Here is a 23385-nt window from a genome sequence, read left to right on the forward strand (position 1 = left end):
TTGTCTGTCAGTTATAATGACCGCGCATTTTTATCGTCAAGCCAGGTGCGATCACGTCTGTGAACCGGGTCGCGCCGTCCATCTGGAGAGATGTCATGCCTTCGTTCGACGTGGTGTCCGAACTGGACAAACACGAACTGACCAACGCCCTGGATAACGCCGCCAAGGAACTGGACCGCCGTTTCGACCTGAAGGGCAAATGCAGTTTCGAGTCCAAGGACAAGTCCGTCACCCTGACCGCCGAGGCGGAGTTCATGCTCGAGCAGATGCTCGACATCCTTCGCGCCAGCCTTATCAAGCGCAAGATCGACAGCCAGTGCATGGAGATCAAGGACGCGTTCCCGTCCGGCAAGGTGGTCAAGCAGGAAGTGAACTTCCGCGAGGGCATCGACAAGGACCTGGCGAAGAAGATCGTTGCCCTGATCAAGGACAAGAAACTCAAGGTCCAGGCCGCCATCCAGGGCGAGCAGGTGCGTGTCACCGGCAAGAAGCGCGACGACCTGCAGGAGGCCATCGCGCTGCTGCGTGGTGAGTCGCTGGGCATGCCGCTGCAGTTCAACAACTTCCGCGACTGACGCGAAGGGAACCAGACGTCGGACTGTGCCGTCTCAGGTTACGGCGCAGTACCGGTTCAAGCCGCCATGGCCCAGGCCATGGCGGTTTCGTTTCCGGTAGTGGGAAATCGGTCGGCGCCTTGCCGGCCAGCTGAAGAAGGGGATGAATCCATGGATATCAATTACGACGGGATGATGAAGACAGCCGAGGCCTGGCTGCCGGTAGTGCTCGCCTACAGCGGGCAGATCGTCCTGGCACTGCTCACGCTGCTGATCGGCTGGTGGCTGATCAATACTCTGACCTCACGGGTCGGCGGCCTGCTCGCCACCCGTCACGTCGACCGCACGCTGCGCGGTTTCGTCGGCAGTCTGGTGAACATCATCCTGAAGATCCTGCTGCTGGTCAGCGTGGCCTCGATGATCGGCATCCAGACCACCAGCTTCGTCGCCGCCATCGGCGCCGCCGGCCTGGCCATCGGCCTTGCGCTGCAGGGCAGCCTGTCGAACTTCGCCGGTGGGGTACTGATTCTGCTGTTCCGTCCGTTCAAGGTGGGCGACTGGATCGAGGCGCAGGGCGTATCGGGGACCGTCGACACCATCCTGATCTTCCATACTGTGCTGCGCACCGGCGACAACAAGCGGGTGATCGTGCCCAACGGCGCGCTGTCCAACGGCACCATCACCAACTACTCCGCCGAGCCGACCCGCAAGGTGGTGTTCGATGTCGGTATCGATTACGAGGCAGACCTCAAGCGTGCCCAGTCGGTACTCCTGGAACTGGCCAACGATCCGCGTGTGCTGCGCGATCCGGCACCGGTGGCGGTGGTGAGCACGTTGGGCGAGAGCGCCATCACCTTGTCCCTGCGTGTATGGGTGAAGAACGCCGATTACTGGGATGTGATGTTCCTGTTCAACGAAACCGCTCGCGACGCACTGGGCAAGCACGGCATCGGTATTCCCTTCCCACACCGCGTGGTGAAGGTGGTGAAGGGTGAGATGGTCGGCATTGACTGATACGTTCAGCGTTCCATGAAAAAGGCCGGCATTCGCCGGCCTTTTTCTTTTTCATTGCGCGTTAGTGACGCTCCGCGCTGGGCTGCGCCTGGCTCTCGGGCGGTTCGTCCGGCGCGCCGTTGGTCATGTCGCCACGGTTATGCAGCCAGAGCCAGCCGATCAGCAGCAGGGTCGGAACGCCGAGCAGGGCGGTGAAGAAGAAGAACCGCTCGTAGCCCATGCCTTCGACCATGGTCCCGGAGTAGCCACCGATGAAACGCGGCAGCAGCAGCATGGTGGAGCTGAGCATGGCGTACTGGGTGGCGGAGAACTTCAGGTTGGTCAGGCTCGACAGGTAGGCGACGAAGGCCGAGGTGGCCAGGCCGCCGCTGAAGTTGTCGAGCATGATGGTCACCACCAGCATGGTCACGTGCGGCTCCAGCACCTTGAGCAGTGCGAACACGTTCTGGCTCATCAGCTGCGGATCGTCGATGGCGCCCATCTGCGCCAGCATGGCGAACAGCAGGTTGGTGGCCGCCGAGGCCGCGCCGCCGATGAACAGGATCGGCAGGATGCTGAAGCGGGCGATCAGCACGCCGCCGGCCGCAGCGCCAACCAGCGTCATGACCACGCCGAACAGCTTGCTGACGGTGGCGATGGTGTCCTTGGTGAAGCCCATGTCGATGTAGAACACGCTGGCCATGGTACCCATGACGGTGTCGGACATCCGGTAGGTGGAAATCAGGCCGAGCAGCAGCAGCGCCTGCCAGCGGTAGCGGCGAACGAACTCGGTGATCGGCGTGAGCACCGGCGCCATCAGCAGGCGGCCTGGCGCGGAAATGCAGCTCAGGGCGATCAGCAGGTACAGCGAGGCCAGCCACCACTTGCCGGTACTGGCCATTCCATAGAACGCGGTGCTGGTCACCAGCAGGATGATCAATACCATCACCGACACCGCCTGGTGGACGAAGTCGAACTGCGGCAGGCCCTTGCCATGCACGGCGAGCAGCAGCGGGCGGCGCACCTTCGACAGCAGCTCGCGCACCGGGCGGATCTGCCGCCGCCCGTGCGGGGTCATGCAGATACCGATGAAGATGGCGTAGAGCGCGGCGCGTGGCCAGGCCTGGTTGGTCAGTGCGGTGAGCATCGCCGGCACCGAGATCAGCAGTACCAGCAACTGCAGTACCGAGAGCACCTGGTGGTTGAAGGCGAATGCCGAGCTGCCGGCCTGGGGCTGCACGTTCACCGGCGGCTCGCGCATCAGCAGGGTGGTGATCAGGCCGGGGAGGATGGCCAGCGAACACACCGCGTAGGTGAGCGCCCAGGCCGACTGGCTGTAATGCAGGACGCTGGAGCCGGCCCACTCGGCGAGGAACAGCACGCCCGCGGTGGCGAACAGCACGGCGACGCGGTAGCCGGTCATGTAGCAGGCGGCGAGGGCGGCCTGGCGGGTGTTCTCGGCGATCTCCAGGCGGTAGGCATCGATGGCGATGTCCTGGGTGGCGGAGCCGAACGCCACCACCATCGCCAGGCAGATCAGCCAGTTCAGGTGCGCTTGCGGGTTGCACAGGGCCATGCCGAGCAGGCCCAAGGCGATCAGACCCTGGCAGAACACCAGCCAGGAGCGGCGGCGGCCGAGTCGTCCGATGACGGGCAGGCGCCACTGGTCGAGCATCGGCGACCACACCCATTTGAAGGCGTAGACCAGCCCGATCCAGCTGGCGAAGCCGATGGTTTCCCGAGCGACACCCGCCTCACGCAACCACACCGAGAGAGTGGAGAGCACCAGCATGTACGGCAGGCCGGCGGCGAATCCCAGCAGCAAAAGCGCGAGGCTGGCGGGAGACTTGTAGGCAATCCATGCCTCTCGCCAGGAATGCTCTTTCATGGGGGTTGTATTCCAGCAGATCGAAAATTACGCGAACTCTACTAGGACTGCTCGCTGCTAGGCCAGCCGTGCCGACGTATGTCCACCCTATCGTTATGGATTCTGACACCCTCCGCACGCAATCGTGCGCGCTGCTCGTTACCCGACGGAGTACCTTGCGCAAGGCTGATGCGACCGCCCGCGGCGATCACCCGGTGCCAGGGCAGGCGGGTATCGGCCGGCAGTTGTCCGAGAATGCGTCCGACCAGGCGGGCCGCGCGCCCAAGTCCGGCCAGGCGGGCCAGTTCGCCGTAGCTGACGACGCATCCCTCGGGCACCTGGGCGAGCACCAGGAAGATGGCTTCGCGGCGCACCTGCAGGCTTTCCAGCCCGAGGTCGGCAGGGGGAGCGGGGGAGTCGGTCTTGCGCTTGGGCATGGCGTGATCACGTTTCGCGGCATACCGGGGCAGCATATCGGGATGTCGGCGATGGGCAAATCGTTGCCGGACTGAAACCCATCTGTCAGTGCGGATGAACTTCCCCGGATAGGGGCCGGTCAGTCCTTGCTCAAGCGTCGGGTGTCTGGATAATGCCCGGCTTTTTTGCCCACAGAGCCCGTTGACCCAGACTCATGCTGTCCAGAAACCTGCTGTTTGTTGCACTTGCCAGTTGTTCACTTTCCGCCGTAGCCGACACCGTCTGGCTGAAGAACGGCGACCGCCTCACCGGTACGATCAAGCTCTACGACGGCGGCAAATTGCTGCTCAGTACCCAGTACGGCGGCGACATCACCCTGAAGGGCGACCAGATCGCCACCCTCGAGACCGACCAGAACCTGTTGGTGAAATACGACGAGGAAAACGGCGAGCACTCCAAGGGGCTCAAGGCCGCGGACCCGGGCAAGGTCACCCTGGTCAATGGTTCGCCGCGCACCGTGGACGTGGCCAGCATCGAGCAGATGATGCCGCCCAAACCGATTCTCGAAGACTGGGTGTGGACCGGCAACGTCGACTTCTCCCTCGACCACAAGCAGGCCGAGAACGATGTCGAGGACTATGACATCGACTTCAAGACCAACGCCCGCCACGGCCGCTGGCGACACAACCTGCAGGGCGAGTACAACCGCGAGAAGAAGAATGACTCGGTCAGCACCAACAACTACTCGGCCGAGTACGCGCTGGACCGCTTCCTCGATGAACACTGGTTCTGGCAGGGCCAGGCGCAGTACAAGCGCGACTGGGTCGAGGACCTGGAGAAGAAGCGCACCGTCGGCACCGGTCCGGGTTACCAGTTCTGGGACAACGAGCTGGGCGCCTTCTCCCTGGCCACCCTGATCAACCGCAACGATTACGAATTCACCGATAACGAGAAGGACCACTTCTACTCCAGTAGCGTGAAGTGGGACTACAACCGCTTCCTGCTGGCCAAGCAGTTCGAGCTGTTCACCAACGGCGAGGTCAGCAAGCCGCTGGAGTCCAACGTGGACTACGAGCTCGATAGCGAGGCGGGTGTGCGCTACAAGTTGACCTCCTGGGCGTCCCTGAGCCTCAAGGCGGAATGGGACAAGCTCAGTGGTCACGATGGTGATGTGAACGAGCGTCGCTACACCCTGGGCCTGGGTGTGGGCTGGTAGTGCTTCGACGCCGGCACGCGCTGCTTTCCGTAGGAGCGGAGCTTCTCCGCGAAATCCCGGCGTTGGGACCGCTGTTGTGGCCGGCCTTGCAGCCGAATCGCGGATAAGATCCGCTCCTACAAGATCAAAGGCCCCTCACCCTAATTCTCTCCCGCAAGCGGGAGAGGGGACTGTTCGGTGCAGGTTGAAACCATAGTGTCGGCCGGCTCGGAGGGCTGGGGTGAGGGGGAAACGCAGGCAGGGATTAACCCGGTAGAAGACAGTTGCACCTACGAGAGCTCCAATAAAAAGCCCCGCACTAGGCGGGGCTTTTTATTGGCCGGGGAGATTACAGACGCAGACCGCCATCCAGCTCCAGCACGCGGCCGGTGTAGTAGTCGTTCTCGAGGATGTAGGCCACCGAGTGGGCGATTTCCATCGGCTTGCCCAGGCGCTTGAGCGGAATGCCGGAGGTCATTTTCTCCAGGGCCTCGGGCTTCATGCTGGCGACCATGTCGGTCTCGATGAAGCCCGGTGCAACGCCCGCCACGCGGATGCCGTAGCGCGCCAGTTCCTTCGCCCAGACCACGGTGTCGGCGGCGACACCGGCCTTGGCCGCGGAGTAGTTGGCCTGGCCCATGTTGCCGGCGCGGGAGATGGAGGAGATGTTGATGATCGCGCCTTCGTTCTTCAGTTCGATCATCTTCGCGGCGACTTCACGGGTGCAGAGGAACACGCCGGTCAGGTTCACGTCGATCACCGCCTGCCACTGGGCAAGGCTCATCTTGCTCATCTCGCCGTCCTTGACCTTGATGGTCAGGCCGTCACGCAGGATGCCGGCATTGTTGACCAGGCCGTTGATGGCGCCGAAGTCGCTGGCGACCTGGGCCACCATATGGGTAACCTGTTCCTCATTGGCGACGTTGCACAGATAGGCGCGAGCGTCACCGCCGGCGGCCTTGCAGGCAGCCACGGCTTCGTCCAGTTTTTCGGCGTTGAGGTCGACCAGCGCCAGGCGGGCGCCCTTGGCGGCGAGATACTCGCCCATGGCACGCCCCAGGCCCTGACAGCCCCCGGTGATGATGATGACCTTGTCTTTCAATTGCATCTGAACAACCCCACGAACAGTTTCTGGTGAGAGGCCTCGCCGGCAGCTGAGAACAGAGTCATCCTGCCCGTCCGTTTTACGACGGATTCTTTGCGAGGAGTCATAAAGGTGAGCGTGAAAGCCGCTAAGAATGCCCGAGAATTGCTGCTCAAGGAATACCGCGCAGTCCTCTCCACCCACTCGAAAAAGTGGCCGGGATTCCCCTTTGGCTCGGTGGTGCCTTACTGCCTGGACGCGGCGGGCCGGCCGCTGATCCTGATCAGCCGCATCGCCCAGCACACCCATAACCTGCTGCAGGACGGCAAGTGTTCGCTGCTGATCGGCGAACGCAGCGCTGACGACATCCAGGCCGCCGGCCGCCTGACCCTGCTGGCCGAGGCGCGGCAGATCGAGGACGTGGACGCCATCGCCGACGCCGCCGAGCGCTACTACCGTTACTTCCCCGGTTCGCAGGACTACCACATCGTCCATGACTTCGATTTCTGGGTGCTGGAGCCGGTGCAATGGCGCTACATCGGCGGTTTCGGCGACATCCACTGGCTGAGCGCCGAGAGCGTGCCGCTGGCCAATCCCTTCGTCGGTGAAGTGGAGCGCAGCATGGTCGGGCACATGAACAGCGACCATGCCAATGCCGTGGCGCACTATGTCCAACTGGCCGAACTGCCGGGCGAGGCAACGCCGGAGCTGGCGGGAATTGATACAGAAGGTTTCCACCTGCGTATCGGCCAGGTCCTGCACTGGCTGCCCTTCCCCGCGCCGTGCGGCGATCCTGGCGAGGTCCGCCAGGCGCTGGTGCAGCTGGCGCGGGCGGAGGTCTGGCCGGGCAATGAAGTGATCCAGGCTTGAGCGAGCCCTGAGCGACCCTTGAAATCAGGGCGGGGCGTCGCCACCTAGCCTTTACCCGGGCAATTGCCCCGCCAAGGATTCACTGATGCGAGTTCCCCTTTTTCTGATTCTGTTGTTCCCGCTGATCGAACTGGCCGTGATGATCAAGGTCGGTAGCGTGATCGGCGTGGGTTGGACCCTTCTGTTGATCATCGCCGGCGCCTTCATCGGCGCCGCGGTGCTGCGCGTGGCCGGCTTCGCGACCGCGATGCGCGCCCGTGAGCGCCTGAGCCGCGGCGAGTTGCCCGAGCAGGAGATGCTCGATGGCCTGGTTATCGCCGTCGGTGGCGGCCTGCTGATGCTGCCGGGTTTCATCAGCGACATCATCGGCCTGTTCTGCCTGATCCCCTTCACCCGTCACCTGATGCTCGGCCGTGTGCGCCAGCGCATACAGGAGCAGGCCATGCGCCGGCGCGCCTTCGCCGACGATCCCGCTGCCCAGCAGCGTGGTGGCCCCAATGTGATCGAAGGGGAATACCAGCGCCGCGAGGAAGACCGCGACCGTCTGCGTTGAGCGGCGAGCGGCCCTGGCTGCCCGCGGCGTCCATCCGAGTAAAAATTTTTTCTTCATACCCTTGAAATGCCTTGTAGCGACCTTATGTACCGGTCACCGCAAGGTCCCTGTCACACGGACAGGCTGCTCTTTACGCGACTCGCCAACCGGGTCGCAAACCGGCACCGCCGGATTCAACAAAACCTGCCGGGCATCGATCCGGCCGTTGGAAATCACTGTTTGGGAGAGTTACGACTATGAAGCTTCGTCCTCTGCATGACCGCGTCGTCATCCGTCGCAGCGAGGAAGAGACCAAGACCGCAGGCGGCATCGTGCTGCCGGGTTCCGCCGCCGAGAAGCCGAACCGCGGTGAAGTAGTCGCCGTCGGCGCCGGCCGCGTGCTGGACAACGGCGAAGTTCGCGCTCTGGCAGTGAAAGTGGGTGACAAGGTGGTCTTCGGCCCGTACTCGGGCAGCAACGCCATCAAGGTCGACGGTGAAGAGCTGCTGGTGATGGGCGAGTCCGAGATCCTCGCCGTCCTGGAAGACTGATCCAGTCCGTCCCCCCAACCCACTGAATTCGATTTAGAGGAAAGAGAACATGGCTGCCAAAGAAGTTAAGTTCGGCGATTCCGCTCGCAAGAAAATGCTGGTCGGCGTGAACGTCCTGGCCGACGCTGTCAAAGCCACCCTCGGCCCGAAAGGCCGTAACGTGGTACTGGACAAGTCCTTCGGCGCTCCGACCATCACCAAGGATGGCGTGTCCGTTGCCAAGGAAATCGAGCTGAAAGACAAGTTCGAGAACATGGGCGCCCAGCTGGTGAAAGACGTTGCCTCCAAGGCCAACGACGCTGCCGGTGACGGCACCACCACCGCTACCGTTCTGGCCCAGGCCATCGTCAACGAAGGCCTGAAGGCCGTTGCCGCCGGCATGAACCCGATGGACCTGAAGCGCGGCATCGACAAGGCCACCGTGGCCATCGTTGCTCAGCTGAAAGACCTGGCCAAGCCGTGCGCCGACTCCAAGGCCATTGCTCAGGTTGGCACCATCTCCGCCAACTCCGACGAATCCATCGGCGAAATCATCGCTGAAGCCATGGACAAGGTCGGCAAGGAAGGCGTGATCACCGTTGAAGAAGGCTCGGGCCTGGAAAACGAACTGTCCGTCGTAGAAGGCATGCAGTTCGACCGCGGCTACCTGTCCCCCTACTTCATCAACAAGCCGGACACCATGGCTGCCGAGCTCGACAGCCCGCTGCTGCTGCTGGTCGACAAGAAGATCTCCAACATCCGCGAAATGCTGCCGGTGCTGGAAGCTGTCGCCAAGGCCGGTCGCCCGCTGCTGATCGTTGCTGAGGACGTCGAAGGCGAAGCCCTGGCCACCCTGGTGGTCAACAACATGCGCGGCATCGTCAAGGTCGCTGCTGTCAAGGCTCCGGGCTTCGGCGATCGCCGCAAGGCCATGCTGCAGGACATCGCCATCCTGACCGGCGGTACCGTCATCTCCGAAGAAGTCGGTCTGAGCCTGGAAGGCGCCACCCTGGAGCACCTGGGTAACGCCAAGCGCGTAGTCCTGAACAAGGAAAACACCACCATCATCGACGGCGCTGGCGCCCAGGCTGACATCGAAGCCCGCGTCCTGCAGATCCGCAAGCAGATCGAAGAGACCTCTTCGGACTACGACCGCGAGAAGCTGCAAGAGCGTCTGGCCAAGCTGGCCGGCGGTGTTGCCGTGATCAAGGTTGGCGCTGCCACCGAAGTCGAGATGAAAGAGAAGAAGGCCCGCGTCGAAGACGCCCTGCACGCTACCCGTGCTGCGGTGGAAGAGGGCGTGGTTCCTGGCGGTGGCGTGGCCCTGGTGCGCGCTTTGCAAGCCATCGAAGGCCTGAAGGGCGACAACGAAGAGCAGAACGTCGGTATCGCTCTGCTGCGTCGCGCTGTCGAAGCTCCGCTGCGCCAGATCGTTGCCAACGCCGGTGACGAGCCGAGCGTGGTGGTCGACAAGGTCAAGCAGGGTTCCGGCAACTTCGGCTTCAACGCAGCTACCGGTGTCTATGGCGACATGATCGAGATGGGCATCCTGGACCCGGCCAAGGTCACCCGTTCGGCCCTGCAGGCTGCTGCTTCCATCGGCGGTCTGATGATCACCACCGAGGCCATGGTTGCCGAAGTAGTGGACGACAAGGCTGCTCCGGCCATGCCGGACATGGGCGGCATGGGTGGCATGGGCGGCATGATGTAAGCCACCCGGCATCTGCTGTAAGAAGAAGCCCCGCCTAGGCGGGGCTTTTTCATGCGTGAGGGTTATGCCAGACTGCGCAGCAGGAGATGGCATTCCTCCTTCAACCGCCCTCGTGGCTGATGATGCCTACGCATTGACCTGGAAAGGCGCGTAGGCGCTCGCCTGCAGCCTGTCCAAAACATCCCTCCCAAGGACAGGATCATGTGGAAATCCATTCTCGCCGTATCCCTTGGCGCCGCCCTCGGTGCGCTGCTGCGCTGGATGCTCGGGCTCAAGCTCAACACGCTGCTGCCTTCCCTGCCGCCGGGCACGGTGGTCGCCAACCTGGTGGGCGGCTACATCATCGGCGCGGCCATCGCCTTCTTCGCCAATACCCCCGGCCTCGCGCCAGAATGGCGGTTACTGATCATTACCGGTTTCTGTGGCGGGCTGACCACCTTTTCGACCTTTTCGGCCGAGGTCGTGGTGCTGCTGCAGCAGGGCCGTCTGGTCTGGGCGCTGGGCGCGGTCGCCACGCACCTGGTGGGTTCGCTGCTGATGACCATGCTGGGTCTGCTGTCGATCCACTGGCTGATGGGGCGATGAAAACGGGGAGGTAGAGATGAACGGTTTCCAGTTGAAGTTCTTCACCCAGCAGGACCGCAAGCATGCCGGCCTGCCGGTGGCCCAGTGGCTGCTGGAGGAGGCGCGGCGGCAAGGTGTGCGCGGCGCGACCCTGATGACTGCGAGCGAAGGATTCGGCAAGACCGGGCGGATTCACTACACGCATTTCTTCGAGCTGGCCGATCAGCCGCAGGAGGTCACCATGGCGGTGACCGCCGAGGAGTCAGAACGGATCTTCGCGGTGATCCGCCAGGCCGGGGTCAAGTTGTTCTACGTGAAGACTCCGATCGAGTTCGGGGTCGTCGGCGAGGACGAGTGAGCCACGCCCAGCGCCGGGGCGGCTCGGCGCCGTTACCGCGCTCTCATTCGAATGTGAAATTTCTGTCAAACCCGTTTAAGTTCCATTTAAGGAAGATAGGCTAGGGTGCACTTCGGAGGAGAGTTCATGCGCATTCTGTTGGTTGAAGACAATCGGGACATTCTGGCGAACATGGCCGACTACCTCGGACTCAAGGGGTATACGGTGGATTGCGCGCAGGATGGGCTTTCCGGGCTGCATCTGGCAGCGACATCCCATTACGACCTGATTGTGCTCGACGTCATGCTGCCGGGGCTGGACGGCTTTACGCTGTGCCGCCGGTTGCGTGAGGACGCCCGGCGCGACACCCCGGTGATCATGCTCACCGCCCGCGACCAACTGGACGACCGCCTGCAGGGCTTCCGTTCCGGCGCCGACGATTACCTGTTGAAGCCGTTCGCCCTGTCGGAGCTGGCGGCCCGCATCGAGGCCGTGCTGCGCCGCAGCCAGGGCGGTGGACGCCGCGAGCTGCAGGTCGGCGACCTGAGCTACAACCTCGACACGCTGGAAGTGAACCGCAACGGCAAGCCGCTCAAGCTCAACCCTATCGGCCTGAAGCTGCTGGCGGTGCTGATGCAGAAGAGTCCCCACGTGGTGCGCCGCGACGTACTGGAAGAGGCGGTCTGGGGTGATGATTGCCCAGACAGCGACAGCCTGCGCAGCCACGTCCACCAACTTCGCCAGGTGATCGACAAGCCTTTCGATTCGTCGCTGCTGCACACCGTGCATGGCGTCGGCTACCGCCTGGCGGAGGAAGCGAATGGAGTATAAGCAGAGCCTTTCCCGACGGATTGTCTTTGCCTTCGTACTCATGACCGCCGCGGTCGGCGGACTCTTTTCGGTAGGGATCGTCGGGGTGGTCCATGTCGTCGAGGAGCGACTGATTTCCCACGATCTGGGTGGCGAGCTCGATCGGATTCTCCAGGCGGACCTGGCGATCGGCCAGGCCCCCAAGCTCGATCCCGGCATGCGCTTCTTCATCAGCGATGGCCAGGGTGTGTATGCCATGCCACCGGCGCTGCGCCGCCTGGATGAAGGGTTCCACGAGGTCTTCGACGGCGAGTTGTCCTTCCATGCGCTGGTGCGTGATGAAGGGGGGCGGCGCTTCGTGCTGCTGCAGGACCAGAGCGATTTCGAGGCGCGCGAGCAGGTTCTCTACGCCTCCGTGGTTACCGGCTACGTGCTCAGCCTGACGCTGGCCGGCCTGTTGGGCTGGCTGCTGTCGCGCAAGGTCATGGAGCCGGTGGCCCGCCTGGCGCGCCAGGTACGTCACCGCGACCAGTTGCTGGAGCTGGCGCCGCCGATGGCGCCGGACTATGCCCGTGACGAGGTAGGTGAGCTGGCATCGGCCTTCGATTACGCCATGGGCCGGCTGCACGACGTGCTGACCCGGGAAAAGCTTTTCACCAGTGACGTCAGTCACGAGTTGCGCACCCCGCTGATGGTGATCGCCACCAGCTGCGAACTGCTGGCCGAGGAACCCGGATTGAGCGCCAGGGCGCGTAGCCAATTGGCGCGGATGACCAGTGCCTGCGAGGAGATGCGTGACTTGGTCCAGACCTTCCTGCTGCTGGCACGCGCGCAGCGCAAGGATATGGGAATCGTCCCCCAGGCGGGACTTCTGCAGATCGCCGAGGAACTGGTCGGACAATGGCGTGGGCCGATCGAAGCGAAAGGGTTGCGACTGGAATTCGTGGGTGCGCAAGCCATGCCCGGCCAGTTCAACGCACCGTTCCTGCGCTCGGTAATGAGCAATTTATTGCGCAACGCGATGCATTACACCGAAACAGGCAGCATCCGCTTACAACTTTCCGCAACCGGATTCTGGGTCGAAGACACCGGTGCGGGAATCCCCGAAGAGCAGCGCGAACGCGTGTTCCAGCCGTTCGTGCGGGGCGCGAACCCGCGTGGCGAGGGGCTTGGGCTGGGGTTGTCGCTGGTCAAGCGCATCTGCGCCTCGGAAGGCTGGGACGTCAGTCTGCATCCGGTTGAACCACACGGCTGTCGCTTCGAAGTTTGCCTAGCCGTTCTTTGACGAAAACTTCACAAGTGAGTGACCGGGCTGTGACAGGCTGGTCGGTATCGTTCGATCTGAGATAGGGATAGGTAGACATCCGATGAGTGACAAACCCGTCGATCTGGAGTTTTCCCAGAAATACGACCGCAAGCATGCCGAGCGCTATCTGCGTAAACACCAGGCCGGGCTGTCGCGGAAACTTTCCCACTGGCGGGATGTCCAAGTTGCCCGCCAGGCACTCAAGCTCGCCGGTCAGCCCAATCTGGTGCTTGACCTGCCGTGCGGCGCCGGGCGCTTCTGGCCGATGCTGGCTGAAAAGGAAAACCGCGTGATCATCGGGGCGGACAACTCCCCGGACATGATCGCGGTTGCTTGTGCCGGACAGCCGGAAGAGGTTGTAAAACGCGTTCGACCTTTGCAGACTTCGGCGTTTGCCATCGATCTGCCCGACAACGCCGTCGACAGCATCTTCTCGATGCGCCTGATGCACCACATCGGCGAAGTGAGCGACCGGTTGACCATGTTGCGCGAGTTCCACCGCGTCACCCGTGACTCGGTGATCCTGTCGATGTGGGTGGATGGCAACTTCAAGTCCTGGAAACGCAAGCGCGCCGAAAGCTCTCGCAAGAAGCACGCCTACCAGAACCGTTTCGTGATTCCGGCCAAGACCATCGAGGCGGAGTTCCGCCAAGCAGGTTTCAAGGTTCAGGATCACATTGATTTCGTCCCGCTCATCCATATGTGGCGGGTCTACATTCTGCGTAAGGAATAACAATGGCCGCTGATCTGGCATCTCTGCAGCAAATTTCCGGTGAAAACGCTATCGATCGCTGGTTGCAGATTCCCGGCAAATGGGTAGAGGAACCGAATCGGCGGCGCGGCGGCGAAAGCGGCGTGCAGCGCGTCCTCACTGCTGACGGGCGCCTGCTGTACCGCAAGCAGCAGATGGGGCACATCTATCGCGATCTGCTGCATCCCTTCGGTTACCCCACCGCCATTCGTGAGCGTGATGCACTCAAGGCCGCAGAGGCCCTGGGTGTGAAGGTTCCGACCCTGGTCTACGCCGGTTGCCGCAAGGTCAACGGCGAATGGCAGGCGCTACTGGTCACCGAATCCCTCGACGGATTCTCCAGCCTGGAAGACTGCTACGCCCGTGGCGACCGCGAGCGTTGGGGCGAAGCGCTGCATCAACGCATTCTGCAACAATACGGTAGTACCCTCGCCAAACTTAACGCCGGCCATTGGCAGCATGGCTGCCTGTACCTCAAGCACGTCTTCGTGCGGGTGGACGGCGACAAGATTGAAGTGGCGCTGATCGACATGGAGAAGGCCCGCCGACGTTTCAGCGCCCAGCGCGCTGCACGTCACGACCTTCGCCAGGTGAAACGCCGTTCGTCGTGGACAGAAGCGCAGTGGCAGGCCTTTGTCTATGGTTACCAAGCGGCGTTTGGCAGCGCCATCAAAGGGTTGCAGACATGAAATTAGAAGTTACGCGAAGTTTGCTCCTGGTCGGCGCGCTCGGGGTGGCAACCCTGGCGGCAGCCGCTTGGCATGAACCCTCACCCTCGGTCATTTCGAGCAGGGCGGACTCCTGTTCGATTCCGCCCAACATGCGTCACAAAGAGGCGGTCACTCCGGACCAGGACCTGCTGCTCTTCCTGTTCGGCATGTCGCAGGGTGGCGTTGCGCAATCGCACTGAGCTTCGTGTATCTGACAAGAACCCCGCTTCGGCGGGGTTTTTTGTGGGCGACGGGTTTAGACTGCCGGTTCGAAGCCTGCAACGAGACGAGCATGAGCGACAGCGTATTTTCCCGGCGGATCGTGCAGAACCTGCTGGATACCGACTTCTACAAGCTGAGCATGATGCAGGCGGTGCTGCACAACTATCCCAACGCCGAAGTGGAGTGGGAGTTTCGCTGCCGTAACGAGGAAGACCTGCGGGCTTACCTGGACCCGGTCCGCGAGCAGGTCGAGTACCTGTCGCAGCTGTCGTTCGCACCCCAGGAGCTGGCCTTCCTCGAGTGCATCCCGTTCTTCAAGCCTGACTTCATCCGCTTTCTCGGGCTGTTCCGCTTCAATCCCTGCTATGTGCAGATGGGCGTCGAGAATGGCGAGTTCTTCCTCCGCCTCAATGGCCCCTGGCTGCACGTGATCCTCTTCGAGGTGCCGCTGCTGGCGACCATCAGCGAGGTGCGCAATCGCCACCGTTATCCGGGCGCCTCGCTGACGGCGGTGCGTGATCGTCTGCAGGAGAAGTTCCACTGGCTGCGTGGCGAGGCCAGCGCCGAGGAGCTGGCCGGGTTCAAGATGGCCGACTTCGGCACCCGCCGGCGCTTCTCCTATCCGGTACAGGAGGCCGTGGTGCGGGACCTGCGCGATGGTTTCCCCGGTCACTTCGTCGGTACCAGCAATGTGCACCTGGCGCGCCAGCTGGGAGTGAAGCCCTTGGGCACCATGGCCCACGAATGGCTGATGGCGCACCAGCAGCTCGGCCCGCGGTTGATCGACAGCCAGGCCGCCGCGCTGGACTGCTGGGTTCGCGAATACCGTGGCCAGTTGGGCATCGCCTTGACCGACTGCATCACCATGGATGCCTTCCTGGCCGATTTCGACCTGTATTTCGCCAAGCTCTTCGACGGCCTGCGCCATGACTCGGGCGACCCGCTGGCGTGGGCGGAAAAGGCTATCCGTCATTACGAGCGCCTGGGTATCGATCCGCGCAGCAAGACCCTGGTGTTCTCGGACGGTCTGAACCTGCCGCGCGCCCTGGAAATCTACCGGGCGCTGCGCGGTCGTATCGACGTCAGCTTCGGCATCGGCACCCACTTCACCTGCGATGTGCCCGGTGCCACGCCGATGAACATCGTGCTGAAGATGACCGCCTGCAACGGGCACCCGGTGGCGAAGATTTCCGATACGCCGGGCAAGACCCAGTGCAGGGATGAGAACTTCCTGCACTACCTCAAGCATGTCTTCAAAGTGCCGGGCTAGTCGATTGCACAGTGCCGCGGGACGCGCCACTCTTGCTGTTGAATTCATCGCGACAGGCCCACTGAAGGGGAACAACGGATGTCATCCACGAACGAACTCATCATCGGCGCAGGTCCCGACGGCCAGCCGGTCGGCCAGGCCTGGAAGCTCGCCAACCGCCACGGCCTGATCGCCGGCGCTACCGGCACCGGCAAGACGGTCACCCTGCAGCGCCTGGCCGAGTCCTTCAGCGATGCCGGCATCGCGGTCTTCGCCGCCGACATCAAGGGCGATCTGTGCGGCATCGCCGCCGCCGGCAACCCGCAGGGCAAGGTGGCCGAGCGCATCGCCAGCATGCCCTGGCTGAACTACACCCCCAGGGCCTATCCGGTGAGCCTGTGGGATGTGGCCGGCAAGTCCGGGCATCCGCTGCGCACCACGCTGTCGGAGATGGGGCCGCTGCTGCTGGCCAACCTGCTGGAGCTGACCGAGAGCCAGCAAGCCGCACTGTTCGCTGCATTCAAGGTAGCGGATCGCGAGGGGCTGCTGCTGCTCGACCTGAAGGACCTCAAGGCGCTGCTCAACCACTTCAAGGAACACCCGGAAATCCTCGGCGAGGACCGCGCGCTGTTCACCGCCGCCTCGTCCCAGGCCTTGCTGCGCCGTCTTGCGTTGCTGGAGCAGCAGGGCGCCGAGGCGTTCTTCGGCGAGCCGGCCTTGCAACTGGAAGACCTGCTGCGCCCCGAGGCCGACGGTCGCGGTCGCATTCACCTGCTGGACGCCAGCAAGCTGGTGCATGACGCGCCCAAGGTCTACGCCACCTTCCTGCTCTGGCTGCTGGCTGAGCTGTTCGAGCAGTTGCCCGAGCGCGGCGATGCCGACAAGCCGATCCTCGCGCTGTTCTTCGACGAGGCGCACCTGCTGTTCAACGGCACGCCCAAGGCGCTGCAGGATCGCCTGGAACAGGTGGTGCGGCTGATCCGCTCCAAGGGAGTGGGCGTGTATTTCGTCACCCAGTCGCCGAGCGACCTGCCCGATGACGTGCTGGCCCAGCTTGGCCTGCGCATCCAGCATGGCCTGCGTGCCTTCACCGCCAAGGAGCAGAAATCGCTGCGCGCGGTGGCCGATGGGTTCCGTCCCAATCCGGCGTTCGACAGCCTCAAGGTGCTGACCGAGCTGGGCATTGGCGAAGCGCTGGTGGGCACGCTGGAAGAGAAAGGCACGCCGGCCATGGTTCAGCGTGTTGCCGTGGCGCCGCCGCAATCGCGCATCGGCCCGCTGACCGACGCCGAGCGTGCGGAGGTGATCCGCCGCTCGCCGCTGGCCGGCCGCTACGATCAACCGATCGATCGAGAGTCCGCGTACGAGAGGCTCACCGGGCGCGCTGACGACAAGATGGCGCCGACCGAAACCAAGCCGGAGGAGAAGGGCTTCGGTAGTGACCTGGGCGGGCTGGCCGGCGAGCTGCTTGGCACCCTGGCCAGCCAGACGGCGAAGACCGTGGTCCGGCAGGCGGCCAACCAGATTGGCCGGCAGCTGGTGCGTGGATTGATGGGCGCGCTGTTGGGTGGGAGCAAGCGGCGCTGAGGACATTGGGCGGGCCCAGGTTCGCCCATAGCGGATAAGGGCCAGGCGCCCCCAGCGCGCCTACGAGAGCGGATTCCGCTTGCTCGCGAACAAAAAAGGCGCCCGAAGGCGCCTTTTGCTTTTCCACACCGATCAGATGCGGAAGCTGTCCACCAACTGGCGCAGACGGCCGGCCTGGTTCTCCAGGTCGGCGCAGGCGCGCAGGGTGGCCTGGAGGTTTTCCACGCCTTCCTGGTTCAGGGTGTTGATCTCGGTGATGTCCATGTTCAGCGAGTCGACCACGGCGGTCTGCTCCTCGGTGGCGGTGGCCACCGACTGGTTCATCGAATCGATCTCGCCGATGCGGTGGGTGACGCTGGCCAGGCGCTCGCCGGCGCGGTTGGCGATCTCCACGCTTTCCAGGCTGTAGCGCTGGCTTTCGGTCATGGTGTCCACGGCTTCGCGGGCGCCGACCTGCAGTTCTTCGATCATCTTCTGGATCTGCTGGGCGGATTCCTGGGCGCGGTGGGCCAGGTTGCGCACCTCGTCGGCGACCACGGCGAAACCACGGCCGGCTTCCCCGGCGCGGGCCGCTTCGATGGCGGCGTTCAGCGCCAGCAGGTTGGTCTGCTCGGAGATGCCTTTGATCACTTCGAGGATCTGGCCGATGTTCACCGTGCGGCTGTTCAGCGCCTCGATGTTGGCGCAGGCGGAGCTGATCTTGTCCGACAGCTGGTTCATCGCGCTGATGGTCTGCTCGACCACCTGGCGGCCGTCGCCGGCCTGGTGCGAGGCATCGGTGGCATGGTGCGAGGCGTCGGCGGCGTTGCGGGCGATCTCCTGGGCGGCGGCACCCAGCTCGTTGATCGCGGCGGCCACGCTGTTGGTGCGGTTGGCCTGCTCGTCGGAGTTGCTCATGGACGAGTTGGAGGCGTTGACCACCAGCTGCGAAACGTCATGCAGACTACGCGCGGTGGAGGCCACTTCGCGGATGGATTCGTGGATGCGCTCGACGAAGCGGTTGAAGGCATTGGCCAGCACGCCGAACTCGTCGTTGCTGGCGACTTTCAGGCGCTGGGTGAGGTCGCCGTCGCCCTGGGCGATGTCCTGCATGGCACGGCCCATGTCGTTCAGCGGGGCCATCAGCACGCGGATCAGCATGCCCAGCAGGAGCAGGATGGCGACGATGGCGATGACCGCGGCGACGCTGGCCGAGGCGCGGAACTTGCTCAGCATGGCGTAGGCGGCGTTCTTGTCGATGGACAGGCCGATGTACCAGTTCACCGAGGGCAACCCCTTCACCTGGGTGAAGCTGAGGATGCGGGTCTGGCCGTCGAGTTCGGCCTCGCTGAAACCGCTGCCGATCGTCGGGGTGTTCTGTGGGTAGACCTCGGCCAGGGTCTTCATCACCAGGTTCTTGTCCGGGTGCACGAGGATCTTGCCGTCGCCGCTGACCAGGAAGGCGTAGCCCATGCCGCTGAAGTTCAGCGAGTTGATGATCTGTACCAGGGCCTGCAGGCCCAGGTCGCCACCAACCACGCCGACGGTCTTGCCGCCATTGCGGGCCGGTGTGGCAATGGTGATGACCAACTGCTGGGTAGCTGCGTCGATGTATGGCTCGGTCAGGGTGGTGCCGCCGGCGGCCTGGGCGTCCTTGTACCAGGGACGGGTACGTGGGTCGTAGCCGTCGGGCATGGCATCGTTCGGACGCATGGTGAAGGTGCCGTCTTCCTGGCCCAGGTAGGTGTAGTTGAACGTGCTGCGCAGGATGTTCTGTTCCAGCAGCGCAGCCAGCTTGTCCGGTGCGTTGTCGCGGGCGATGGTCTGCGCCGTGTTTTCGATCAGCAGCAATCGGCCGCTCAGCCAGTTCTGGATATTGCTCGCGGTCACCGTGCCCATTTCCCGCTGGTAGTCTTCGAGATCCTCGCGGATCGCGTTGCGCTGCAGGTAATCGTTGTAGAGGGTGAAGAGGGCGAAAGCGGAGAAAACCACAAGCGAGGCGGCCAGGAGGATCTTATGGCTGAATTTCAGGCTCTTGATCATGCTGCGTCGAGTCCGGAGGTAGTGGGATGCCAGAACGGCGTGGGTCCGGGCGACAGATCCGATGTCGCCAGGGCGCGCCCGTCCGTGTGGTGACGGAGCGGACGAAGCCGGCTCGGCGGGTAGCCGGGCGAGCGGGGCCGGCACTCCCATGTGCCAGCGGTGATATCGGGTCCGCCTGGTTTCGTTGTTCTCGCGGACCTTCATCTTTGCTGTCGGCACGCCGGGGAAAAGCTTGAGGCAGGGGGACGAACGGTCGGGCGGGCCGGGCATGCCTATCGCGAATAAGATCTCCGATCTCCTGCGTAGGGCGTACAACCGTTCGCGGTTGTACGCCGATCCCCATGATTGCCGGTTGGCGTGTTGGTCGAATGCGGGGCGCTCTGCGAGGGACGCCCGGATGGAGTCCGAGTGGGCGGGGATCAAGGTCAAACGGCGTATAACGTCGAACGTTATACGCCCTACGAGATGCGCTCCCTACCTGAAAAGCAAAAGGCGCCCGAAGGCGCCTTTTGCTTTCCACACCGATCAGATGCGGAAGCTGTCCACCAACTGGCGCAGACGGCCGGCCTGGTTCTCCAGGTCGGCGCAGGCGCGCAGGGTGGCCTGGAGGTTTTCCACGCCTTCCTGGTTCAGGGTGTTGATCTCGGTGATGTCCATGTTCAGCGAGTCGACCACGGCGGTCTGCTCCTCGGTGGCGGTGGCCACCGACTGGTTCATCGAGTCGATCTCGCCGATGCGGTGGGTGACGCTGGCCAGGCGCTCGCCGGCGCGGTTGGCGATCTCCACGCTTTCCAGGCTGTAGCGCTGGCTTTCGGTCATGGTGTCCACGGCTTCGCGGGCGCCGACCTGCAGTTCTTCGATCATCTTCTGGATCTGCTGGGCGGATTCCTGGGCACGGTGGGCCAGGTTGCGCACCTCGTCGGCGACCACGGCGAAACCACGGCCGGCTTCCCCGGCGCGGGCCGCTTCGATGGCGGCGTTCAGCGCCAGCAGGTTGGTCTGCTCGGAGATGCCTTTGATCACTTCGAGGATCTGGCCGATGTTCACCGTGCGGCTGTTCAGCGCCTCGATGTTGGCGCAGGCGGAGCTGATCTTGTCCGACAGCTGGTTCATCGCGCTGATGGTCTGCTCGACCACCTGGCGGCCATCGCCGGCCTGGTGCGAGGCATCGGTGGCATGGTGCGAGGCGTCGGCGGCGTTGCGGGCGATCTCCTGGGCGGCGGCACCCAGCTCGTTGATTGCGGCGGCCACGCTGTTGGTGCGGTTGGCCTGCTCGTCGGAGTTGCTCATGGACGAGTTGGAGGCGTTGACCACCAGCTGCGAAACGTCATGCAGGCTGCGGGCGGTGGAAGCCACTTCGCGGATGGATTCGTGGATGCGCTCGACGAAGCGGTTGAAGGCATTGGCCAGCACGCCGAACTCGTCGTTGCTGGCGACCTTAAGGCGCTGGGTGAGGTCGCCGTCGCCCTGGGCGATGTCCTGCATGGCGCGGCCCATGTCGGTCAGCGGGGCCATCAGTACGCGGATCAGCATGCCCAGCAGGAGCAGGATGGCGACGATGGCGATGACCGTGGCGATGATGGCCGAGGTGCGGAAGTCGCTGAGCATCGAATAGGCCGCGCTCTTGTCCAGCACCAGGGCGACGTACCAGGTCACGCCCGGCAGGCCTTTCACCGGGGACATGGAGACCAGTTGCTCTTCGCCATCGAGGCTGACTTCCTGCACGCCGGTCTGCACCTTCGGGGCGCCCTGCGGGTAGATGTCGGAGAGATTCTTGAAGATCTGCTGGCTGTCCGGGTGCAGCAGGATCTTGCCGGCGTCGCTGACCAGGAAGGCGTAGCCGTTACCGTCGAACTTCAGCGAGTTGATGATGGCGGTGATGGTTTCCAGCTTCATGTCACCGGCGGCGACGCCGATCAGCTGGCCGTTGCGCATCACCGGCATGGACATGGCGAGGATCTGCTCGTTGGTGCCGGCGTCGAGGAACGGCTCGGTGACGATCAGGCGGCCAGCGGCCACGGCATCCTTGTACCAGCCGCGCTGGCGCGGGTCATAGCCATCGGGCATCGGTGCATAGGGGCGCATGGTGAACACGCCGCTGGCGGCTTCGCCGAGGTAGACCGATTCGAAATTCTTCTGGAACACCGCCTGCTCCAGCACGTGCTGGATGCGCTCGGGCGTCGGTTCGCCGTCGGCCAGTTGCGCGGCTTCGCTCTCCACCAGGTGGATGCGGCCTTCCAGCCAGCTCTGGATGTTGCTGGCGGTCAGGCTGCCGACCTCGGTCAGTTTGGAGTCGGTGGCGTCGTGGATCGCCTCGCGTTGGCGGAAGTCGTTGAAGAGGATGAAGCAGGCGAAGGCGAAGATGACCACGAGGGAGGCCGCCAGAAGGATCTTCTTGGCGAAGGACAGCGAGCGAAGCATCGGTAAAGCATCCTGCAGGTGGAACGAAGGGGTAGGCAGGATGTATCGGCCGGATGGCGGAGGACTTTAATTTGAAAATGTAATGAACCCGGCCGCCATTTATGGCGGCCAGGGGAGGAGTTCTGGTGGTACTGCGGAAGCGCGATTTCCGGTTACGGTGCAGTCCCGGTCGGTAGCGAGGTGCCGATATCGGTGAACATGTTGCTGATATCAGTTCCGAGGATACGTGCCCCGGCAATGATGACCACCCCGATAAGCCCGGCGATAACCGCATATTCAATCGCAGTTGCCCCTTCCTTGTCGGCAGCGAATGCCTTGGCCTTGCAATAGAACTTCAGAGTCAGCTCTTTGATGTTCAGATTCATCGCGGTTGCTCCTGGCGGCACCTCCGGGGCGGCGCCCCGACTTCACCGTCAGGCTAGGCTCAGTATGGCGGAATGCAATTGCTCAAATAGCGCTAATACCAAAGTTATAGTCATGGAGAAGTAGAGCTAACTGAGGATTGGAATTTTCTCGTGGCCATTTGACGCTATTACCGCAGCAACTAAATTCTGCTTTGGAACAAGCAGAAACTAATTATGAGGAATGCTTCTTATCGAACTTCCTCGTCGGGCCGAAACAACAATAAGGGTCTGAAGGGCGTATACCGGCACTCCCGGTGTTGTGACTTCCGATCAGGCTGTGGACCCCTGGTTCACTCATCCCGATAACACGCAAGGATGTGGTCATGAATAGCAAGGTGCTGATGGTTTTCGCCGGGCTTTTGCTGTTGTGTGCTGGGGTTGTGGGTTATCTGGGATTGTCGGTGGGGAAGCCGGCGGCGCCAGTCGCAGGCGCCGTTCAGGAGGTCGCACCCGTTGCAATGGCGGAGGCGGACAAGCTGCAACGTACACCTGTGGTGGTGGCTCGCCGTGAACTTGCGGCACTGACAGTGATTGGCAAGGACGATCTTGCCGTTGAACTGCTGCACACGGCTCCGAAAGGGAGCTATCCCAAGCCCGAGGCGTTGATCGGGCAGCGCGTCTGGGTCACGGTACCTGCCGGCAGCATTCTTTCCGCGGCGCTGATGGAGCCGGGTGGCCCGCTGGCGCGGACCATCCGTTCGGACGAGCGGGCCATGGCCATTGCGGTGGACGAGGTGATTGGCGGCGGCGGCTTCGTGCTCCCCGGCGATTACGTTGACGTGATGCTTTTCGTGAAGGATCAGCAGGGTACTGATCGCATCGTCAGTGCCCAGGTCGTGCTGCCCGGCGTGCGCGTCCTGACCTATGGCGAGCAGATCGCCGTCGCCAATGATGGCCAGGCGCGCAATGCCGGTGACCCGAAGGACAAGACGCCGCGCCCGCCGCGCACCGCGGTGCTGGCCGTGCCGGCCGAGGCGGCCTCGCGCCTGATGCTGGCCAGCCAGGCCGGCTCGCTGCGCCTGGCGGTGCGCAGCAAGGACGAGAATCTCTACGAGAAGGAGCAGCAGGGGCGCTATATACAGGCATCGCTGAATGCGTCCGGCAGCCAGCCGATCACCCTCGAACAATTGCTCGGCAAGGCCCGCTCTGCGCCGGCCGCACGCCAGGTTTCGGCGCCGGAGGTGAGTTCGGGCATTGTGGTCTATCGCGGTACCACCGTCACCCGTGAAGCACATTGAGCAAGGAGTGC

The 23385-nt window shown here is 63.3% G+C and carries 23 protein-coding genes, 1 pseudogene and 1 riboswitch; of the genes and pseudogenes, 17 read left to right on the plus strand and 7 right to left on the minus strand.

Translation table 11 applies throughout. From position 1 onward, the window contains the following. Nucleotides 1-95 precede the first annotated feature (95 nt). Nucleotides 96-575, plus strand: coding sequence for a YajQ family cyclic di-GMP-binding protein (locus SD196_RS05515; protein ID WP_207883810.1), 480 nt, complete (start codon nt 96-98; stop codon nt 573-575). 150 nt (nt 576-725) lie between these two features. After that, nucleotides 726-1568 (plus strand): mechanosensitive ion channel family protein, encoded by an 843-nt coding sequence (locus SD196_RS05520; RefSeq protein ID WP_275610407.1) that lies wholly within the window; start codon nt 726-728, stop codon nt 1566-1568. 61 nt (nt 1569-1629) lie between these two features. Here SD196_RS05520 and SD196_RS05525 read toward each other — a convergent pair whose 3' ends face one another. Both SD196_RS05525 and SD196_RS05530 read right to left on the minus strand, forming a co-directional pair. Next, nucleotides 1630-3435, minus strand: coding sequence for an AmpG family muropeptide MFS transporter (locus tag SD196_RS05525; RefSeq protein ID WP_275610408.1), 1806 nt, complete (start codon nt 3433-3435; stop codon nt 1630-1632). Between the two features lie 41 nt (nt 3436-3476). Continuing rightward, nucleotides 3477-3851 (minus strand): MGMT family protein, encoded by a 375-nt coding sequence (locus SD196_RS05530; RefSeq protein WP_207883823.1) that lies wholly within the window; start codon nt 3849-3851, stop codon nt 3477-3479. Between the two features lie 194 nt (nt 3852-4045). On the opposite strand from SD196_RS05530, the gene SD196_RS05535 reads away from it, so the two are divergent. Next, entirely contained in the window at nt 4046-5047 is a 1002-nt protein-coding gene (locus SD196_RS05535) for a DUF481 domain-containing protein (protein WP_331317986.1), read from the plus strand. Nucleotides 5048-5375: 328 nt separating this feature from the next. On the opposite strand, the gene SD196_RS05540 is transcribed toward SD196_RS05535, so the two are convergent. Beyond that, entirely contained in the window at nt 5376-6134 is a 759-nt protein-coding gene (locus SD196_RS05540) for an SDR family oxidoreductase (protein ID WP_275610410.1), read from the minus strand. Nucleotides 6135-6242: 108 nt separating this feature from the next. On the opposite strand from SD196_RS05540, the gene SD196_RS05545 reads away from it, so the two are divergent. The 13 genes from SD196_RS05545 to SD196_RS05605 all read left to right on the plus strand — a co-directional run bounded on the left by SD196_RS05545 (nt 6243) and on the right by SD196_RS05605 (nt 17289). Beyond that, nucleotides 6243-6980 carry a HugZ family protein gene (locus SD196_RS05545; RefSeq protein WP_275610411.1) on the plus strand — a complete coding sequence of 246 codons (738 nt, stop codon included), beginning with the start codon at nt 6243-6245 and terminating at the stop codon, nt 6978-6980. Nucleotides 6981-7065: 85 nt separating this feature from the next. Further along, nucleotides 7066-7533: an FxsA family protein gene (locus SD196_RS05550; RefSeq protein WP_275610412.1), complete on the plus strand. Its 468-nt coding sequence runs from the start codon at nt 7066-7068 to the stop codon at nt 7531-7533. Nucleotides 7534-7769: 236 nt separating this feature from the next. After that, nucleotides 7770-8063: a co-chaperone GroES gene (locus tag SD196_RS05555; RefSeq protein WP_009617968.1), complete on the plus strand. Its 294-nt coding sequence runs from the start codon at nt 7770-7772 to the stop codon at nt 8061-8063. Between the two features lie 49 nt (nt 8064-8112). Next, nucleotides 8113-9753, plus strand: coding sequence for a chaperonin GroEL (gene groL, locus SD196_RS05560; RefSeq protein ID WP_275610413.1), 1641 nt, complete (start codon nt 8113-8115; stop codon nt 9751-9753). A gap of 73 nt (nt 9754-9826) precedes the next feature. Continuing rightward, a riboswitch (Fluoride riboswitch) is annotated at nt 9827-9889 on the plus strand. Between the two features lie 65 nt (nt 9890-9954). Further along, nucleotides 9955-10338 (plus strand): fluoride efflux transporter CrcB, encoded by a 384-nt coding sequence (gene crcB, locus SD196_RS05565; protein ID WP_275610414.1) that lies wholly within the window; start codon nt 9955-9957, stop codon nt 10336-10338. A gap of 16 nt (nt 10339-10354) precedes the next feature. Beyond that, on the plus strand, nt 10355-10675 hold the full coding sequence (locus tag SD196_RS05570) for a DUF190 domain-containing protein (RefSeq protein ID WP_275610415.1): 321 nt from the start codon (nt 10355-10357) through the stop codon (nt 10673-10675). 126 nt (nt 10676-10801) lie between these two features. Then, complete coding sequence (locus SD196_RS05575) at nt 10802-11485, plus strand: response regulator transcription factor (protein ID WP_275610416.1); 684 nt, start codon at nt 10802-10804, stop codon at nt 11483-11485. Next, on the plus strand, nt 11475-12749 hold the full coding sequence (locus SD196_RS05580; protein ID WP_275610417.1) for a sensor histidine kinase: 1275 nt from the start codon (nt 11475-11477) through the stop codon (nt 12747-12749). Before SD196_RS05575 ends, SD196_RS05580 begins: the two co-directional genes overlap by 11 nt. 82 nt (nt 12750-12831) lie before the next feature. Then, nucleotides 12832-13503, plus strand: coding sequence for a class I SAM-dependent methyltransferase (locus SD196_RS05585; RefSeq protein ID WP_275610418.1), 672 nt, complete (start codon nt 12832-12834; stop codon nt 13501-13503). 2 nt (nt 13504-13505) lie between these two features. After that, the gene (locus tag SD196_RS05590) at nt 13506-14210 is read left to right on the plus strand and encodes a lipopolysaccharide kinase InaA family protein (protein ID WP_275610419.1); all 705 of its coding nucleotides are present in this window, start codon (nt 13506-13508) and stop codon (nt 14208-14210) included. Beyond that, nucleotides 14207-14431, plus strand: a complete 225-nt coding sequence (locus tag SD196_RS05595) for a hypothetical protein (RefSeq protein WP_416311116.1) — start codon at nt 14207-14209, stop codon at nt 14429-14431. Before SD196_RS05590 ends, SD196_RS05595 begins: the two co-directional genes overlap by 4 nt. A gap of 92 nt (nt 14432-14523) precedes the next feature. After that, entirely contained in the window at nt 14524-15723 is a 1200-nt protein-coding gene (gene pncB, locus SD196_RS05600) for a nicotinate phosphoribosyltransferase (RefSeq protein WP_416311117.1), read from the plus strand. Between the two features lie 78 nt (nt 15724-15801). Beyond that, nucleotides 15802-17289, plus strand: a complete 1488-nt coding sequence (locus SD196_RS05605) for a helicase HerA-like domain-containing protein (RefSeq protein WP_416311118.1) — start codon at nt 15802-15804, stop codon at nt 17287-17289. A gap of 132 nt (nt 17290-17421) precedes the next feature. Here SD196_RS05605 and SD196_RS05610 read toward each other — a convergent pair whose 3' ends face one another. The 4 genes and pseudogenes from SD196_RS05610 to SD196_RS05625 all read right to left on the minus strand — a co-directional run bounded on the left by SD196_RS05610 (nt 17422) and on the right by SD196_RS05625 (nt 22085). After that, on the minus strand, nt 17422-19311 hold the full coding sequence (locus tag SD196_RS05610) for a methyl-accepting chemotaxis protein (RefSeq protein ID WP_416311119.1): 1890 nt from the start codon (nt 19309-19311) through the stop codon (nt 17422-17424). Nucleotides 19312-19836: 525 nt separating this feature from the next. After that, nucleotides 19837-20601 (minus strand): methyl-accepting chemotaxis protein, encoded by a 765-nt coding sequence (locus tag SD196_RS05615; protein ID WP_371234640.1) that lies wholly within the window; start codon nt 20599-20601, stop codon nt 19837-19839. Between the two features lie 138 nt (nt 20602-20739). Next, nucleotides 20740-21732, minus strand: a pseudogene (locus tag SD196_RS05620) (cache domain-containing protein); the annotation flags it as partial. A 152-nt stretch (nt 21733-21884) separates the two neighbouring features. Then, the gene (locus tag SD196_RS05625; protein WP_207884166.1) at nt 21885-22085 is read right to left on the minus strand and encodes a Flp family type IVb pilin; all 201 of its coding nucleotides are present in this window, start codon (nt 22083-22085) and stop codon (nt 21885-21887) included. Nucleotides 22086-22459: 374 nt separating this feature from the next. On the opposite strand from SD196_RS05625, the gene cpaB reads away from it, so the two are divergent. Beyond that, the gene (gene cpaB / locus SD196_RS05630; protein WP_331316707.1) at nt 22460-23374 is read left to right on the plus strand and encodes a Flp pilus assembly protein CpaB; all 915 of its coding nucleotides are present in this window, start codon (nt 22460-22462) and stop codon (nt 23372-23374) included. The last annotated feature ends 11 nt before the right edge of the window (nt 23375-23385 follow it).

The sequence above is a fragment of the Pseudomonas macauensis genome (assembly GCF_047902425.1).
In the GTDB taxonomy this organism is placed as follows: domain Bacteria; phylum Pseudomonadota; class Gammaproteobacteria; order Pseudomonadales; family Pseudomonadaceae; genus Pseudomonas.

Excerpts from the sequence above, each read along its gene's own strand:
- SD196_RS05515 (WP_207883810.1), top strand. The coding sequence starts at position 96 with ATGCCTTCGTTCGACGTGGTGTCCGAACTGGACAAACACGAACTGACC.
- SD196_RS05520 (WP_275610407.1), top strand. The coding sequence starts at position 726 with ATGGATATCAATTACGACGGGATGATGAAGACAGCCGAGGCCTGGCTG.
- SD196_RS05525 (WP_275610408.1), bottom strand. The coding sequence starts at position 3,435 with ATGAAAGAGCATTCCTGGCGAGAGGCATGGATTGCCTACAAGTCTCCC.
- SD196_RS05530 (WP_207883823.1), bottom strand. The coding sequence starts at position 3,851 with ATGCCCAAGCGCAAGACCGACTCCCCCGCTCCCCCTGCCGACCTCGGG.
- SD196_RS05535 (WP_331317986.1), top strand. The coding sequence starts at position 4,046 with ATGCTGTCCAGAAACCTGCTGTTTGTTGCACTTGCCAGTTGTTCACTT.
- SD196_RS05540 (WP_275610410.1), bottom strand. The coding sequence starts at position 6,134 with ATGCAATTGAAAGACAAGGTCATCATCATCACCGGGGGCTGTCAGGGC.
- SD196_RS05550 (WP_275610412.1), top strand. The coding sequence starts at position 7,066 with ATGCGAGTTCCCCTTTTTCTGATTCTGTTGTTCCCGCTGATCGAACTG.
- SD196_RS05555 (WP_009617968.1), top strand. The coding sequence starts at position 7,770 with ATGAAGCTTCGTCCTCTGCATGACCGCGTCGTCATCCGTCGCAGCGAG.
- groL (WP_275610413.1), top strand. The coding sequence starts at position 8,113 with ATGGCTGCCAAAGAAGTTAAGTTCGGCGATTCCGCTCGCAAGAAAATG.
- crcB (WP_275610414.1), top strand. The coding sequence starts at position 9,955 with ATGTGGAAATCCATTCTCGCCGTATCCCTTGGCGCCGCCCTCGGTGCG.
- SD196_RS05570 (WP_275610415.1), top strand. The coding sequence starts at position 10,355 with ATGAACGGTTTCCAGTTGAAGTTCTTCACCCAGCAGGACCGCAAGCAT.
- SD196_RS05575 (WP_275610416.1), top strand. The coding sequence starts at position 10,802 with ATGCGCATTCTGTTGGTTGAAGACAATCGGGACATTCTGGCGAACATG.
- SD196_RS05580 (WP_275610417.1), top strand. The coding sequence starts at position 11,475 with ATGGAGTATAAGCAGAGCCTTTCCCGACGGATTGTCTTTGCCTTCGTA.
- SD196_RS05585 (WP_275610418.1), top strand. The coding sequence starts at position 12,832 with ATGAGTGACAAACCCGTCGATCTGGAGTTTTCCCAGAAATACGACCGC.
- SD196_RS05590 (WP_275610419.1), top strand. The coding sequence starts at position 13,506 with ATGGCCGCTGATCTGGCATCTCTGCAGCAAATTTCCGGTGAAAACGCT.
- SD196_RS05595 (WP_416311116.1), top strand. The coding sequence starts at position 14,207 with ATGAAATTAGAAGTTACGCGAAGTTTGCTCCTGGTCGGCGCGCTCGGG.
- pncB (WP_416311117.1), top strand. The coding sequence starts at position 14,524 with ATGAGCGACAGCGTATTTTCCCGGCGGATCGTGCAGAACCTGCTGGAT.
- SD196_RS05605 (WP_416311118.1), top strand. The coding sequence starts at position 15,802 with ATGTCATCCACGAACGAACTCATCATCGGCGCAGGTCCCGACGGCCAG.
- SD196_RS05610 (WP_416311119.1), bottom strand. The coding sequence starts at position 19,311 with ATGATCAAGAGCCTGAAATTCAGCCATAAGATCCTCCTGGCCGCCTCG.
- SD196_RS05615 (WP_371234640.1), bottom strand. The coding sequence starts at position 20,601 with ATGAGCAACTCCGACGAGCAGGCCAACCGCACCAACAGCGTGGCCGCC.
- cpaB (WP_331316707.1), top strand. The coding sequence starts at position 22,460 with ATGAATAGCAAGGTGCTGATGGTTTTCGCCGGGCTTTTGCTGTTGTGT.